Origin of the sequence: Burkholderia sp. Ac-20384 (genome assembly GCF_017104605.1) — a bacterium.
Classification (GTDB): domain Bacteria; phylum Pseudomonadota; class Gammaproteobacteria; order Burkholderiales; family Burkholderiaceae; genus Burkholderia; species Burkholderia lata.
Genome location: NZ_JAAGPE010000019.1, coordinates 29,528 through 43,366, shown reverse-complemented (window position 1 = coordinate 43,366; position 13,839 = coordinate 29,528). Strand labels below are relative to the sequence as shown.

The window sequence follows — 13,839 nt, the reverse complement described above, 5'->3', positions numbered from 1 at the left end:
TTTTCTCCAGGCGGATCGGCCGGCGGGCCGGCCGGGTCGGGCGCGTGCGCCGGACCAGGGGATTCGATGCTGCCGGGCGGGCGCGGCCGAAGGGCTCGGCATGGCCGTGGGCAAGCGTTTCATGGGATCTTAAAGGGGATGAAAGGCGCGCCGGATATACAGCGCTGCAATGCGGAAAGCAGTACAGCTGACCGTCGCGAAGGCACGAAATGTGTTTTCCGTACACACATCTTCGGCAGCGGAAGCAGCACAGTTTTAACGCGCGCTCGAACGATTGCGAGTATTGTTGCAAACGCGATATCGTCATTCACGCTTCGATGCCATGCGAGTGACCGTTTGTGTTCGCATGTGTTGTCGCCAAGCCGTCGCGCGATTTCCTGCTTCGAGCGTACGTCCTCACAACCACGAGCAAATTACGGTCATGGAAATCTTCGATGCGTTCCATCTCGCCCGATTGCAATTCGCGTTCACGGTGTCGTTCCACATCGTGTTTCCGGCGATTAGCATCGGCATGGCGAGCTTCCTGGCAGTGCTGGAATGGCGCTACCTTGTCACCGGCGATGCCGCCTACAAATCCATGTTCCAGTTCTGGTCGAAGATCTTCGCGATCGGCTTCGGGATGGGCGTGGTCTCCGGCGTCGTGATGGCGTACGAGTTCGGCACCAACTGGGCCGGCTTCTCGCGCGTCGCGGGCAACATCACGGGCCCGCTGCTCACGTATGAAGTGTTGACGGCGTTCTTCCTCGAAGCCGGCTTCCTCGGCGTGATGCTGTTCGGCTGGCAGCGCGTCAGCCCGCGCGCGCACTTCTTCGCGACACTGATGGTCGCGGTCGGCACGCTGATCTCGACGTTCTGGATCCTCGCGTCGAACAGCTTCATGCAGACGCCGCAGGGCTACAAGATCGAGAACGGCCTCGTCGTGCCGGTCGACTGGTTCAAGATCATCTTCAATCCGTCGTTCCCGTACCGGCTCGTGCACATGACGATCGCGGCGTTCATCGTCGCGGGCTTCATCGTCGCCGCATGCGGTGCGTGGCACCTGCTCAAGGGGCGCCGCGACGAGCCGGTGAAGCGCAGTTTCTCGATGGCGCTGTGGATGCTGCTGGTGCTCGCACCGATCCAGATCGTCGTCGGCGATGCGCACGGGCTGAACACGCGCGAATACCAGCCGGCGAAGATCGCGGCGATCGAGGGGCTGTGGGAAACCGAGAAGGGCGGCACTGCGCTGAACCTGTTCGGGTTGCCCGACATGCAGGCCGAAACCACGCGCTATGCGATCCAGGTGCCGCACCTCGGCAGCCTGATCCTCACGCACAGCTGGGACGGCGAGATTCGCGGGCTGAAGGAATTCCCGCCGCAGGACCGCCCGTATTCGCCGATCGTGTTCTGGACGTTCCGGATCATGGCGGGCCTCGGGATGCTGATGCTGCTCACCGCGCTGCTCGGGCTGCTGCTGAGAAAAGGCGGGCGCCTGTATGAGACGCGCTGGTTCCAGTGGTTCGTGGTGGCGATGGGGCCGTCGGGCATCCTCGCGCTGCTGGCCGGCTGGATCACCACCGAGGTCGGGCGGCAGCCGTGGACCGTGTACGGCGTGCTGCGCACCGTCGATTCGGTTGCGCCGCTCAGCGCGCAACAGGTCGGCGTGTCGCTGTTGATCTTCGTGGTCGTGTATTTCCTGGTGTTCGGAACGGGTATCTATTACATGATGAAACTGATGAAGCGCGGGCCGGCTGCCCAGGCCGGGTATATCGAGCTGCACCGGCATCCGGGGCTGCGCAAGAGCGCGCTGTCCACGCCGCTGAACGTCACCGAAGCGGAGTAAGCCATGCAAATCGATCTTCCTGTCATTTGGGCCGCCATCATCGGCCTCGGCGTATTCATCTACGTGATGCTGGACGGCTTCGATCTCGGCATCGGCCTGCTGTTTCCGTTCTTCGATGCGAAGGCCGAACGCGAAGTGATGCTGAACACGGTCGCGCCGGTGTGGGACGGCAACGAGACGTTCCTGGTGCTCGGCGGCGCGGGGCTCTACGGCGCGTTCCCGGTCGTGTATTCGACGCTGCTGCCGGCGAACTACCTGCCGCTCGTGCTGATGCTGGTCGGGCTGATCTTCCGTGGCGCGGCGTTCGAGCTGCGCGCGAAGGCCACGCGCACGCAACACATGTGGGATCTCGCGTTCATCGGCGGCTCGGCGCTTGCCGCGTTCTGTCAGGGGATCGTGCTCGGTTCGCTGCTGCAGGGCATCAAGATCGAGAACAACCAGTTCGCGGGCGGGCCGTTCGACTGGCTGTCGCCGTTCAGCCTGCTGTGCGGGATCGGCGTGCTCGTCACGTATGCGACGCTCGGCTGCGGCTGGCTGATCCTGAAGGTCGACGGCGAGCTGCAGCGCAAGATGCGGCTCCTGATGAAGCCGCTCGCGGGTGTGCTGCTCGCCGTGATGGGCGTGGTCAGCCTGTGGACCGTGATCGGGCTGCCGGCCGTCGCGCATCGCTGGTTCGGCAGCGGCAACCTGGGCTGGTTCCTGCCGGTGCCGATCCTCGTCATCGCGTGCGTGTGGGGCATCTTCCACACGGTGAAGCGCGCGCACGAGGCCACGCCGTTCCTGCTGACGCTCGCGCTCGTGTTCCTCGGCTACACGGGGCTCGTGATCAGCATCTGGCCGAACATCGTGCCGCCGTCGCTGTCGATCTGGGACGCGTCGTCGAGCCCGTCGAGCCAGAAGTTCGCGCTCGTCGGCACCGTGATCGTGCTGCCGATCATCCTCGTGTACAACGCGATGCAGTACCGCGTGTTCCGCGGCAAGGTGCGCGAGGGCGATATCGGCTATCACTGAGCGGCTATCACTGAACGCCGCATGATGTGACGGGCACGGCCGGCGCGGGCGTATCATCACGCGCAACGCGGCGCCCGTGCCCGGCATTCACCCGACAGCGGCCCGCCACGCGCGGGCCGTTGCGCATCGGGCGCCGGCGCACCGTTTCGCGCATTTCCCTGGCAGTCGAGAAAACACCATGATCGTCCGACCACAACAAAACTGGCTCAGGATGCTGTTCGTCTGGAACGGCTCCGTGCTGCAATCGATCATTCCGCAGCTCGTATTCATGGCGATCGTCAGCACGCTGGCGGTCTTCACGAACGGGCGCATCTTCGGCGAGAAGATCCCGCTCAACACCGCGCCGTTCACGCTGTTCGGGCTCGCGCTCGCGATCTTTCTCGGCTTTCGCAACAGCGCGAGCTTCGAGCGCTTCAAGGAGGCACGGCATCTGTGGGGCAACCTGCTGATCGCGGCGCGTACGCTGACGTCGCAGTTCAATCGCTACCTGCCCGACAGCGTGAGCGACGCCGAGCGCAACCGGCTGGCCGACCTGCTGATCGCGCTCACCTATGCGCTGAAGCATCAGCTTCGCCATACCGATCCGACGGCGGACCTGCAGCGCATTCTCGGTGCGGAGCGCACGACCGAGCTTGGCGGCAAATGCTTCAAGCCCGTCGCGATCCTCGACGAGCTGCGCGGCGCCATCGTCCGCGCGCTGGGCCGTGCGCCCGGTAGCGACGCGACCTGCTGGATGTTCGAGACGCAACTCGACGAGGTCGGCAAATCGGTCGGTGGTTGCGAGCGCATCCTGTCGACGCCGATTCCGTTCTCGTACAGCGTGCTGCTGCATCGCACCGTGTATGCGTACTGCGTGCTGCTGCCGTTCGGCCTCGTCGATTCGACGGAGTTCTTCACGCCGCTGATCTGCGTGTTCATCTCGTACACGCTGATCGCGCTCGAAGCGATCGCGAGCGAGGTGGCCGAGCCGTTCGGCCTCGCGCCGAATGCGCTGGCGCTCGATGCGATGACGCGCACGATCGAGCGATCGGTGCTCGAGCTGGGCGACCGCCCGTTGCCGGAGGAATTCATGCCGGCGTCGACGTACCAGATCACCTGAGCAGGGGCGCGCAAGCGCGAAAGTGGTGGATCGCGTCGGACGCTAGAATGGCGGCTGCCTGTTCTTCGGACCTGACGCGATGACCCTCGTCGACACCTATCTCGCCGGCCTGCGCGCCGCGCTTCCCGACACCGACAACGCGGCGCTCGCCGCGGCAACCGGCGCGACGCCCGCGCAGCTCGACGCGTTGCGCGTGGCCTATCCGCAGTGCCCGGCCAGCCTGCTCGAATTGCTCGGCAAGCTCGACGGGACCTACTGGCGCGACTACGGCGGCACGACGGTCAACGTGCTGGTGCTGGGCTCCGACGTCGACGAATACCCGTATTACCTGCTGTCGGCCGGGCAGATGCTCGAGGAAGGCGCGAAGTATCGCGACAGCATCGCGGAGATCTATGGCGACGATGCGAACGACGACGGCGAACTCGTCGACTCGCGCATCGACATCGCACTGCCGATGAACCGGCGGCTGTGCTTCTCGCACTGCATGAACAACGGCGGCACGTCGCAGCTCTACATCGATTTCAAGCCGGCGCCGGGCGGCAAGGTCGGGCAGGTCGTGCGCTTCCTGCACGATCCCGACAGCTATGCGGTGATCGCCGACGACTTCGACGGCTACCTGCGCAAGCTAATCGACGACGGTTATGCGTTTGTCATCGATTTCGACGAAGAATAGCGGCGGGGCGTGACTGCGCGAGCGGCGGCGCCGGCTGCCATTTCAGGAGAGATTGACATGCGAATCTACGTGACGAGTATCTTTGTCGACGACCAGGACAAGGCGTTGACGTTCTATACCGACAAGCTCGGTTTCAAGCTGAAGAACAACGTGCCGGTGGGCGAGTACCGCTGGCTGACCGTGGTGTCGAAGGACCAGCCGGACGGCACCGAGCTGCTGCTCGAGCCGAGCAACCATCGCGCGGTCGGCCCTTACAAGCAGGCGCTGTACGAGGATGGCGTCCCGGCGGCATCGTTCCAGGTCGACGATCTCGATGCGGAGTTCGCGCGGCTCAGGGATCTCGGTGTCCGCTTCACGCTGGAGCCGATGGACGCCGGGCCCGTACGCGTCGCGATCGTCGACGATACGTGCGGGAACCTGATTCAGCTGATGCAGATGAAGTGACGCAATGCGCCGCGCGCGGGGCGCTCAGCTCGCCGCAACCGGCGGCGCATTCTGCATCCAGCTGCGCTCCTGCGTGCGGCGCTGGATGCGCCACCCGCATTCGGTCCGCACCAGCAGGTCGCGATACCAGAGCCCGACGAAGCACACGCGATCGTCGCCGGCTTCATCGGCCGAGATCATCATCGCCTGGCCGGCCGTTCGCGCGGTCGCGGCGTCGCCGTCGACGATCAGCAGCGATGTCGAGATCGTGTGCTGCGTGCCGCGCATCGCCGACGTCACGTGTTCCAGATAGGCGGCAATCTCCGCACGGCTGCCGGCCGGGCCGCCGAAGGCCGTGTAATCGAGCGTCGCATTGGCGGCGAAGAGGCGCTCGAATTCATGCCAGTCGTGGCGGTCGACAGCGTGGCAATAGCGGGTCAGCAGATCCTGGATCTCCATCCGGTCGATCGTTTCCTGGGGCGTCATGGCGTCGTGGGTGGGTGGATGACGGGGAAACGATAGCGGGGGCGCAGGCGCGCGACATCGGCGGAGTGGACTAAGGGCCGGCCCGCCATCGGCGTGAACGACATCGCGCGTGACGGCGTCGTTTCACGTAGCACCCACGAGCCGCAAGGCGACTCCGATGCGAAATGGCGCGCTCAGGTAGACTCGTGTGCCCTTCGACGGAGGAGATGCGATGCAATTGCTTGATCACGTATCAATCGGCGTGCCGGATATCGAACGGGCACGCCCGTTCTACGATGCCATCATGGCCGCGCTGGGCGCAGCCAAGGTCTATGACCGGCCGACCGCGCTCGGGTATGGCGAACGCTGCAATGCGAACGACACCGCATCGACTTTTCTGGCGGTCTATCTGGATCCCGCTGAAGTCGGCGCGAGCAAGCGGCACTGGTGCTTCAAGGCCGCGAGCCGCGAGCAGGTGGATGGTTTTTTCGAGGCCGGCCTGGCGACGGGCGGGCAGTCCGACGGCGAACCCGGCTTGCGGCCGCATTACCACGGCGACTACTACGGCGCGTTTCTCGTCGACCCGGCCGGCAATCGGGTCGAGGCAGTGTGTCATGCGTCCGTGCCGGCGAGCGCATCGTGATGAAGCGGTGCGTGCATCGACGCTCGCTCGCGCACGTGACGTGGTGAACGCCACGCGCCGACCCGATACCGTCCGGCGGCGCGCGGAGCGCATTCGCACGCTCGCTGCCTGCGCCGCTCAATCGAAGTAGTTCAACCCCATCGCACCCTTCACCTCGGCGAGCGTCGCGCCGGCCACGTCGCGTGCGTGCATCGTGCCGCGCTTGAGGATCGCCATCACTTCGGCCTTGTCGGCCTCGAATTCGCGGCGGCGCGCGCGGATCGGCTCGATCAGCGCCTGCAGCCGCTCGTCCAGCACGCGCTTGACGACGCTGTCGCCGAGCCCGCCGCGACGGTAGTGCGCTTTCAGCTCGTCGACCTTCTTCACGTCGGGTTCGAACGCATCGAGGAACGTGAACACGACGTTGCCCTCGACCTGGCCGGGATCGCTCACGCGCAGGTGGTTCGGGTCCGTGTACATGTCCTTCACGGCCTGCGTGATCTCGTCCGGCGTCGAGCCGAGCGTGATCGCGTTGCCGAGCGACTTGCTCATCTTGGCCTTGCCGTCGATCCCCGGCAGACGCGTGACCGGCGACAGCACGGCCTCGCATTCGACCAGCACCGGCTGCTCGACGGTCGCGTTGAAGCGGCGCACGAGTTCGTTGGTCTGCTCGATCATCGGCAACTGGTCGTCGCCGACCGGCACATGGGTCGCCTTGAACGCGGTGATGTCGGCCGCCTGGCTCACCGGGTAGGTGAGGAAGCCGGCCGGGATGTCGCGCTCGAAACCGCGCAGGCGGATCTCTTCCTTGATGGTCGGGTTGCGTTCGAGGCGCGCGACCGTGACGAGGTTCAGCAGGTATTGCGACAGCTCGGCGAGTTCGGGCACCTGCGACTGCACGACGATCGTCGAGATCGCCGGATCGATGCCGACCGCGAGATAGTCGAGCGCGACTTCGATCACGTTCTCGGTGACGCGCTGGCGGCGGCCCATGTTGTCGGTCAGCGCCTGTGTGTCGGCGAGCAGCAGGAACTGCTTCGCTTCGTGCTGCATCTGCACGCGGGCGCGCAGCGAGCCGATGTAGTGGCCGAGATGCAGCGGGCCGGTCGTGCGGTCACCGGTGAGGATGGTCGGGCGGGCGGGGTGGGTCATGTTGGTCGTTGCTCCGGGTTATCGAAGCCGCCAGCCATGGTGTCTGCGCAGAAACGCAAATGCCGCCATCGCTGGCGGCATCACGTTTGGGACATGCAAAAGGAAACGGGCCGCCTGGGTCAGGCGCGCCACCAGCAATGCACGTTCGGCGAGGCAGGTCGGGTTTCCATTGCGTGAGTATAGCGCAGGGCGGGAGGGACGTGCCGCGTCAGCGGATGACCGACTCCATCGCGAGGTACGCGGTTTCGGCCGACGGCCACAGCAGGTACAGCAGGCCGGCCATCAACAGCAGTGCGCTTGCGCGTACCAGCGGCGTGCGGTCTTTCTCGCGCGGAGGGCGGGTGGACGGCTTCGAGTTCTTCATGCTTGCTGGCGCACGAGGCGCCGCTCCAACGGTTGCTGCAACGGGTCGGGTGGGGCGACGCCGGGGTGTTGCGGGTTTGACGGGGGCTGGGGTGCGGTTCAGGGCACCGGCGCGCGACGGCGGGGTGAGCCGGTCGTGTGGCAAAAAAAGGGACGGTTGAGTGTCCGGCTGCCGTCCATACGGAGGCGACGTGCATCCTACCAAATCGTCGGCATGGGCACAGTCAAGAATTGTCGGGAGGGGCGGCTATCGATGTGGCTCGATCTTCGGCATTCGCGGCGACGACTGCAGGCGCAATGGGAGCGGTGGGACGGTACCGTTCCCACGGCACCGTCCGGTAGACAGGAGGGAAGCGGTTTTGAAGAATGGCGGGGCGCGCCAGCCTCGCGTTAACGTGAAACCGGTCAACTGCTTACCACGCGTAGGCCACCGGCGCTTCGCCGCCCGGGCCTGGCCAGATCTCGTCCAGCTTGGCCTGCGTCTCGTTGGAGAGTTTCAGCGAGAGCGCGTTGAGGTTTTGCCGCAACTGCTCGATCGTACGTGGGCCGCTGATCGCGGCGGTCACGACCGGGCGGTGGAGCAGCCACGCCAACGCCACGTCGGCGGGCGCTTCGCCCAGCGTGTCGCACAGTGCCTCGTAGGCTTCCAGCTGCGGGCGTAGCGCGTTGATACGTTGTCGCAGCCCCGGCGTGGCCCGGCGACCGTCGGCGAGCTTGCGCAGCACGCCGCCCAGCAATCCCATACCGATCGGGCTCCACGGAATGAGGCCGATGCCGAAGTGGCGCAGCGCCGGGACGACTTCCAGCTCGACGGTCCGCTGGGAGAGGTTGTAGAGGCTTTGCTCCGATACCAGCCCCAACAGGTTGCGCGAGGCGGCGACGCATTGCGCGGTGGCGATGTCCCACCCGGCGAAATTGCTGCTGCCGACGTAGGTGATCTTGCCGTCGCGAATCAGTTGCTCCATCGCTTGCCAGATCTCTTCCCAGGGTGTCGTCCGATCGATGTGATGCATCTGGTACACGTCGATATGATCGGTCTTCAACCGTTTGAGGCTGGCATCGCAGGCACGGCGTATGTGATAGGCCGACAGATACTTGTCGTTCGGGCCGGTATCCATCGGTTGATACACCTTGGTCGCGAGCACGATCTTGTCGCGTCGTCCACCCTGTGCGAGCCAGCGGCCGATGATTTCTTCGGAGAGCCCGAAGCCCTTTTTCATGTCGGGGGACTGCGGGCCGCCGTAGACATCGGCCGTGTCGAAGAAATTGATGCCGGCGTCCAGCGCCGTGTCCATGATCCCGAAGCTGGTTGATTCGTCGGTCAGCTCTCCGAAGTTCATGGTACCCAGACCGATGCGGCTGATTTTCAGACCGGTACGGCCAAGATGGGTGTAGTCCATTGCGTCATGCTCCTGCGATGGTCGCTATCGAGATGGGATCGCGACGTGTCGTCGAATCGTTGGTTCGGAGTCGGGGGGGCTAACTGATTGCTCACCCTTCCGCACTCCTCGCGAGCGGGCCATAGCCGGGACGTTTGAGCAAGCGGTCCGCTGCGGCTTCGATATCGGGGCCGTAGATTTTCCGCATCCACTCGTCCGGCGCGACTTCTTCCACGGCAACCGACACCGAGCCGGCGTCGAGCGCGAGTACGTCCATGACGGTTTCCGTCAGCCGGTTGGCCAGCGCCTGCTTGATTGCGCTGGTGCGCCCTTCAACAATCTTGACGATGAGATGCGGCATGAAAAGACTCCGGTCGTTTCGGTTCGGGATTTCAACCGAGAGGCGATGGCGCGCCGTCGGCCTGCGCCGACGATCTCAGTGAGCCGTGAAACCGCCGTCTACAGGAAGGCCGACACCCACGACGAAGCTGGAGCCGGGACTGCACAGCCACAGAACGGCCGCCGCCACTTCGTCTGCCGTGCCGAGTCGGCCGATCGACTGCTCCTTCAGGATCTCGGCCATGGCGCCGGCCTGCTGCCTGAGCATGTCCTGCACCATCGGCGTGTCGATCGTGCCGGGACATACCGCGTTGATGCGCACGCCGCGGGACGCGTACTCGACCGCGGCGCTCTTCGTCATGCCGAGCACCGCGTGCTTTGTACCGTGATAGGCCGCGCGCCCCGGCAGGCCGATCAGGCCGCCGAGGGATGAGTTGTTGACGATCGCACCGGCCCCCTGTGCGCGCATTACCCGGAGTTCGTGCTTCATGCTCGCCCAGACGCCGAACTGGTTGACGGCGACCACACGCGAAAAACTTTCTGCAGGCTCATCGGCCGCGTCGCTCGGCGGTACCTGGATACCGGCGTTGTTGAACGCCATGTCGAGACGACCGAATCGTGCAACCGTCTGATCGACGGCGGCGGCGATCTGTGCTTCGTCGGTGACGTCGCAGGCCAGCCCGATGGCGATTCCGCCTGCGTCGACGATCTTGGCCGCCTCCTGCGCGGCGAGATGGCCGTCGAGATCGGCCAGAACCACGGAGGCGCCGCTGCGCGCGAACGCGCGGGCGGCGGCGAGGCCCATGCCCATCGCGGCGCCCGTTACCAGCGCCACATTGCCGTTGAAATCGTAAGTCGGATTCATGTTGTCGGATCTCCGTCACTATCGATTCAGTTGCACGCGCTCGACGTGCCGTTGGTGGCCAGTCGCGGTTGTACTGTGGATTCCTGATGAGTTGATACCCTGAAAGACGCGGTCTGGGCGTCATCCACCCAGGTACGGGGATTCGCGCGGGCGGGGTTGAAGCCGGCGGCCTGATATCGCGCCATTTCGGTGTAGACCTGCTCGCGCGTCAGGCTGTGCGACACAGACTGCGCGGATGCCAGCAACGGACTCGCGACGGCGAGGAGGGTGACAGGAAGGCGAAGGACGAAGTTCACGATGTGGGTTCCGGACAAGGCTGATGGCTGCGATGCATTTCAGGGGCAGCTCGGGTTGGATCGGACAGACTGGGGCGTCGTCGGCGTCTTCCGCACGATGGTGGCGAGCGGACGCAGCGCGCAAGGGATCGATCGATGTGGAGAGTCTACGTTTGCGCGGCGATTTGATTAAGCGGCCAGCTCGACTAGAGCCTATAAGCAATTTTCATGAATCGTCGGGTGGGAAACCGGAGACGCGCCGATACCGCATCCCGTGTCATCGCGAGCGGCAGCCGGATCGACCGGAGCTATCCGGCGGCTGACCGACTCATTAGCGTCGCTGATAGACCCTATCTGAACCATGTGGTTAATCTGAGAAAACCAGCGTGCTAGCATCGATTGAAACATGCGGAAGACACCGGATACGCTTCATCTATCCATGTGGAGTCCATATAAATAATCGTTAAGGAAAACGGAAGAGTCATGCTGCTTCATATCAACGGCAAGACCCACGAGGTTCGGTCCGACGGTGACACGCCGCTGTTATGGGCGATTCGCGATGAACTCGGCCTGACGGGAACGAAGTACGGTTGCGGGCTCGCGCAATGCGGTGCCTGCTCGGTTCTGGTCGACGGCACGCTGATGCGCTCGTGCGTCACGCCGATCGAGGGTGTGGCCGGGCGCAGGATCATGACGATCGAGGCGATCGAAGAGGACGAGATTGGCGAGCGAGTCGTCGCGGCGTGGGTCAGGCACCAGGTTCCTCAATGCGGGTACTGTCAGTCCGGTCAGGTCATGGCCGCGACCGCATTGCTCAAGCAGAATCCGCATCCGACAGACGAGCAGATTGCTTCGGCGATGATCAACCTCTGCCGCTGCGGGACGTACAACGCGATTCGTGCCGCGATGTACGACCTGTCGGGCAGCCCGACCGCCCAGGCCGACGCCGATCGTTTGGCCGGGCCAGCCGTACCGAACCTCGGCACCGCAGCGACGGCCACTATGGCCGGCATCGCCATCGTGAGCATGATCGCGCGCGAGAAGCCCGGTACCGACGAAGACGCGCGGGGTGATGCGTGATGAAGGGTGCCGACACGCCCGCGCCGGGCGATAGGTTCCCGATCGGCGAACCGGCGAACCTTTCCCGGCGACGTTTCCTCCTCGCTTCCGCAGGCACGGCCGCCGGCGCATTCGTACTCGGGTTCGGCCTGCCGGTGCGTGCCGCGCGTGCCGGGACGGTCGCCGCGGTGCCCGGTACGCGCGTCCCGGCATTCCTGGAGATTCGTCCGGATGGCACGATCCGGCTGCTCAGCCCGTTCATGGAGGGCGGCCAGGGCATCTTCACGGCAATGGCGCAGATTGTCGGCGAAGAGCTTGATGCCGATCCCGCGCACTTCGTCGTGGAAAGCGCGCCGCCCGGTGCCGAGTACAAGGTCATGGAAAACGGGATGCGGATTACCGGCGGCAGCATGTCGGTGCGCATGAGCTATTCGACGATGCGCCGCCTTGGCGCCTTGGCGCGCCGGATGCTGCTGCAGGCGGCGGCTGCGCAATTGCGCGTGCCGGTGGATGGGCTGGGCACGGAACCTGGCAGGGTGGTCCATCGCGCATCCGGCCGCTCGCTCGACTACGGGCAACTCGCCGCGCACGCGATGGATCTGCCGATGCCCGATCCCGCGAGCGTGAAGCTGAAGGATCCCGCGCAGTTCCGCTGGATCGGCAAGCCGGTCCGGCGCGTGGACGTGCATCAGAAATCGACCGGCAAGGCGATGTACAGCATCGACAGTCGCGTGGATGACATGCTGCAGGCGGCGGTTCAGCATGCCCCGCGACTTGGGCTGACTGTGGGCGCGATCCGCAATGAGGTGCAGGTCCGCGCGATGAAGGGCGTGCATTCCGTTCATCGCTTGCCGGGCGCGGTCTCGGTGGTGGCCGAACGCTGGTGGGACGCGAAGCGTGCGGCGGAAGCGCTCCAGGTGGACTGGCGGGAGCCCGGGCCGGACTCCGCCGTGCGTTACATGCCTGCCGATTTCTCGACGGCGGCATTCGCGCAACGCCTCGCCGGAGAACCGGGAACCGGCGACGACGCGGAGGTCGTGGGCAATGCGGCCGCTGCGTTCAAGCGTGCGCAGAAGGTCGTCAGCGCGACCTATCACAGCCAGTATCTGAATCACGCGCAGCTGGAACCGCCGTCGGCGCTTGCGCGATTCAACGCCGACGGGTCGCTTGAACTGTGGATGCCGAATCAGGCGCCCGAGATGTTCCAGGCCGATATCGCGAATCGAACGGGCCTGGCTGTCGAGAAGGTGATCATCCACTCGCCGCTGCTCGGCGGGTTCTTCGGGCGGCATTTCCTGTACGACACGGCCCTTGTGTATCCGCAGGCGATTCAGCTTGCCAAGGCAGTCGGACGACCGGTCAAGGTTGTATGGAGCCGCGAGGAGGAGTTCCTGCGGGATGCATTGCGGCCGATGGCCGCGGTGCGCTTTCGCGGCGGACTCGACGCACAGGGGCTGCCGATCGCCCTCGAAGCCGTAACGGTCACCGAAGGTCCCACCGAGGCGTTGAGCAACAAGCGCGGCGAGAAAGTGGATCCCAGTGCCGTTGAAGGGCTGGCCGGCAAGCAATACGCGATTCCGGATCGCCGCATTGCACGGCTTTATGTGAAGAGCCCGGTGGTGCAAGGTTATTGGCGGTCGGTCGGCAACTCGATGAACGACTTTTTCTACGAGACGTTCCTGGATGAGCTTGCTGACGCGGGCGGGCACGACCCGTACGACCTGCGGATGCGGATGTTGAGCGGCAACACGCGGCTCACGAATCTGTTGCAAGCGGTGGGCGAAATGTCGGGCGGCTGGAAGCGCGGACCGTTCACGGCCGGCGACGGTACGCGTCGCGCGCGCGGCGTCGCGATGGCAAGCCCGTTCGGTACAGAGGCCGCGGTGATCGCGGAGGTGTCGATCGAGCAAGGGCAGGTCAAGGTGCACGACATCTGGGAGGCGATCGATCCGGGCAGCGTCGTCAACCCGGCCATCGTCCAGGCACAGGTGAGCAGCGCGGTGGCGCTAGGGCTGTCCCAGGTCCTGCTGGAGGAGACCGTGTACGAAAAGGGGGTGCCACTCGCGCGCAACTACGACATGTACCCGATTCTGCCGCCAGTGCGCATGGCACGCGTGCACGTCCGGATCATCGAGAGCGGCGAGAAGATGGGCGGCATAGGCGAGCCGCCGTTGCCGGCCGTACCGCCGGCGGTGGCCAATGCGGTTGCCCGGCTGACCGGCCGGCGCATTCGCAGCATGCCGCTCTCGCGCTACACGTTCAACACGTGAAGCTCACGCTCGGAAAACCTCG

Annotated in this window: 15 protein-coding genes; 8 read left to right on the top strand and 7 right to left on the bottom strand. The window is 65.0% G+C overall.

From position 1 onward, the window contains the following. Nucleotides 1–421 precede the first annotated feature (421 nt). From G3O00_RS06015 to G3O00_RS05995, 5 genes are all read left to right on the top strand, one after another. Nucleotides 422–1,822: a cytochrome ubiquinol oxidase subunit I gene (locus G3O00_RS06015; RefSeq protein WP_011349658.1), complete on the top strand. Its 1,401-nt coding sequence runs from the start codon at nucleotides 422–424 to the stop codon at nucleotides 1,820–1,822. A gap of 3 nt (nucleotides 1,823–1,825) precedes the next feature. Continuing rightward, complete coding sequence (cydB, locus tag G3O00_RS06010; RefSeq protein ID WP_174930118.1) at nucleotides 1,826–2,833, top strand: cytochrome d ubiquinol oxidase subunit II; 1,008 nt, start codon at nucleotides 1,826–1,828, stop codon at nucleotides 2,831–2,833. Nucleotides 2,834–3,011: 178 nt separating this feature from the next. Next, the gene (locus tag G3O00_RS06005; protein WP_174930119.1) at nucleotides 3,012–3,932 is read left to right on the top strand and encodes a bestrophin; all 921 of its coding nucleotides are present in this window, start codon (nucleotides 3,012–3,014) and stop codon (nucleotides 3,930–3,932) included. Nucleotides 3,933–4,011: 79 nt separating this feature from the next. Then, complete coding sequence (locus tag G3O00_RS06000) at nucleotides 4,012–4,605, top strand: SMI1/KNR4 family protein (protein WP_206142411.1); 594 nt, start codon at nucleotides 4,012–4,014, stop codon at nucleotides 4,603–4,605. Between the two features lie 57 nt (nucleotides 4,606–4,662). Then, nucleotides 4,663–5,049 (top strand): VOC family protein, encoded by a 387-nt coding sequence (locus G3O00_RS05995; RefSeq protein ID WP_206142410.1) that lies wholly within the window; start codon nucleotides 4,663–4,665, stop codon nucleotides 5,047–5,049. A gap of 24 nt (nucleotides 5,050–5,073) precedes the next feature. Here the strand turns inward: G3O00_RS05995 and G3O00_RS05990 are convergent, their stop codons facing one another. Beyond that, the gene (locus G3O00_RS05990; RefSeq protein WP_174930122.1) at nucleotides 5,074–5,514 is read right to left on the bottom strand and encodes a nuclear transport factor 2 family protein; all 441 of its coding nucleotides are present in this window, start codon (nucleotides 5,512–5,514) and stop codon (nucleotides 5,074–5,076) included. Between the two features lie 211 nt (nucleotides 5,515–5,725). Here G3O00_RS05990 and G3O00_RS05985 point away from each other — a divergent pair, with 211 nt between their 5' ends. Beyond that, nucleotides 5,726–6,136 carry a VOC family protein gene (locus G3O00_RS05985; RefSeq protein WP_206142409.1) on the top strand — a complete coding sequence of 137 codons (411 nt, stop codon included), beginning with the start codon at nucleotides 5,726–5,728 and terminating at the stop codon, nucleotides 6,134–6,136. 117 nt (nucleotides 6,137–6,253) lie between these two features. On the opposite strand, the gene trpS is transcribed toward G3O00_RS05985, so the two are convergent. The 6 genes from trpS to G3O00_RS05955 form a co-directional block, all read right to left on the bottom strand. After that, a complete protein-coding gene (trpS, locus tag G3O00_RS05980; protein ID WP_206142408.1) occupies nucleotides 6,254–7,267 on the bottom strand; it encodes a tryptophan--tRNA ligase in 1,014 nt (337 codons plus the stop codon). A gap of 208 nt (nucleotides 7,268–7,475) precedes the next feature. After that, nucleotides 7,476–7,631: a hypothetical protein gene (locus G3O00_RS05975; RefSeq protein WP_167316001.1), complete on the bottom strand. Its 156-nt coding sequence runs from the start codon at nucleotides 7,629–7,631 to the stop codon at nucleotides 7,476–7,478. A gap of 412 nt (nucleotides 7,632–8,043) precedes the next feature. Then, a complete protein-coding gene (locus tag G3O00_RS05970) occupies nucleotides 8,044–9,030 on the bottom strand; it encodes an aldo/keto reductase (RefSeq protein ID WP_206142407.1) in 987 nt (328 codons plus the stop codon). A gap of 91 nt (nucleotides 9,031–9,121) precedes the next feature. After that, nucleotides 9,122–9,370: a 4-oxalocrotonate tautomerase family protein gene (locus G3O00_RS05965; RefSeq protein ID WP_206142406.1), complete on the bottom strand. Its 249-nt coding sequence runs from the start codon at nucleotides 9,368–9,370 to the stop codon at nucleotides 9,122–9,124. A gap of 75 nt (nucleotides 9,371–9,445) precedes the next feature. Beyond that, nucleotides 9,446–10,213, bottom strand: a complete 768-nt coding sequence (locus G3O00_RS05960) for a glucose 1-dehydrogenase (RefSeq protein ID WP_206142405.1) — start codon at nucleotides 10,211–10,213, stop codon at nucleotides 9,446–9,448. Nucleotides 10,214–10,239: 26 nt separating this feature from the next. Further along, a complete protein-coding gene (locus tag G3O00_RS05955) occupies nucleotides 10,240–10,509 on the bottom strand; it encodes a DUF4148 domain-containing protein (RefSeq protein ID WP_206142404.1) in 270 nt (89 codons plus the stop codon). A gap of 462 nt (nucleotides 10,510–10,971) precedes the next feature. On the opposite strand from G3O00_RS05955, the gene G3O00_RS05950 reads away from it, so the two are divergent. Beyond that, nucleotides 10,972–11,568: a (2Fe-2S)-binding protein gene (locus G3O00_RS05950; RefSeq protein WP_206142403.1), complete on the top strand. Its 597-nt coding sequence runs from the start codon at nucleotides 10,972–10,974 to the stop codon at nucleotides 11,566–11,568. Then, the gene (locus tag G3O00_RS05945; protein ID WP_206142402.1) at nucleotides 11,568–13,817 is read left to right on the top strand and encodes a molybdopterin cofactor-binding domain-containing protein; all 2,250 of its coding nucleotides are present in this window, start codon (nucleotides 11,568–11,570) and stop codon (nucleotides 13,815–13,817) included. The genes G3O00_RS05950 and G3O00_RS05945 overlap by 1 nt, the downstream gene beginning before the upstream one ends. Nucleotides 13,818–13,839 lie beyond the last annotated feature (22 nt).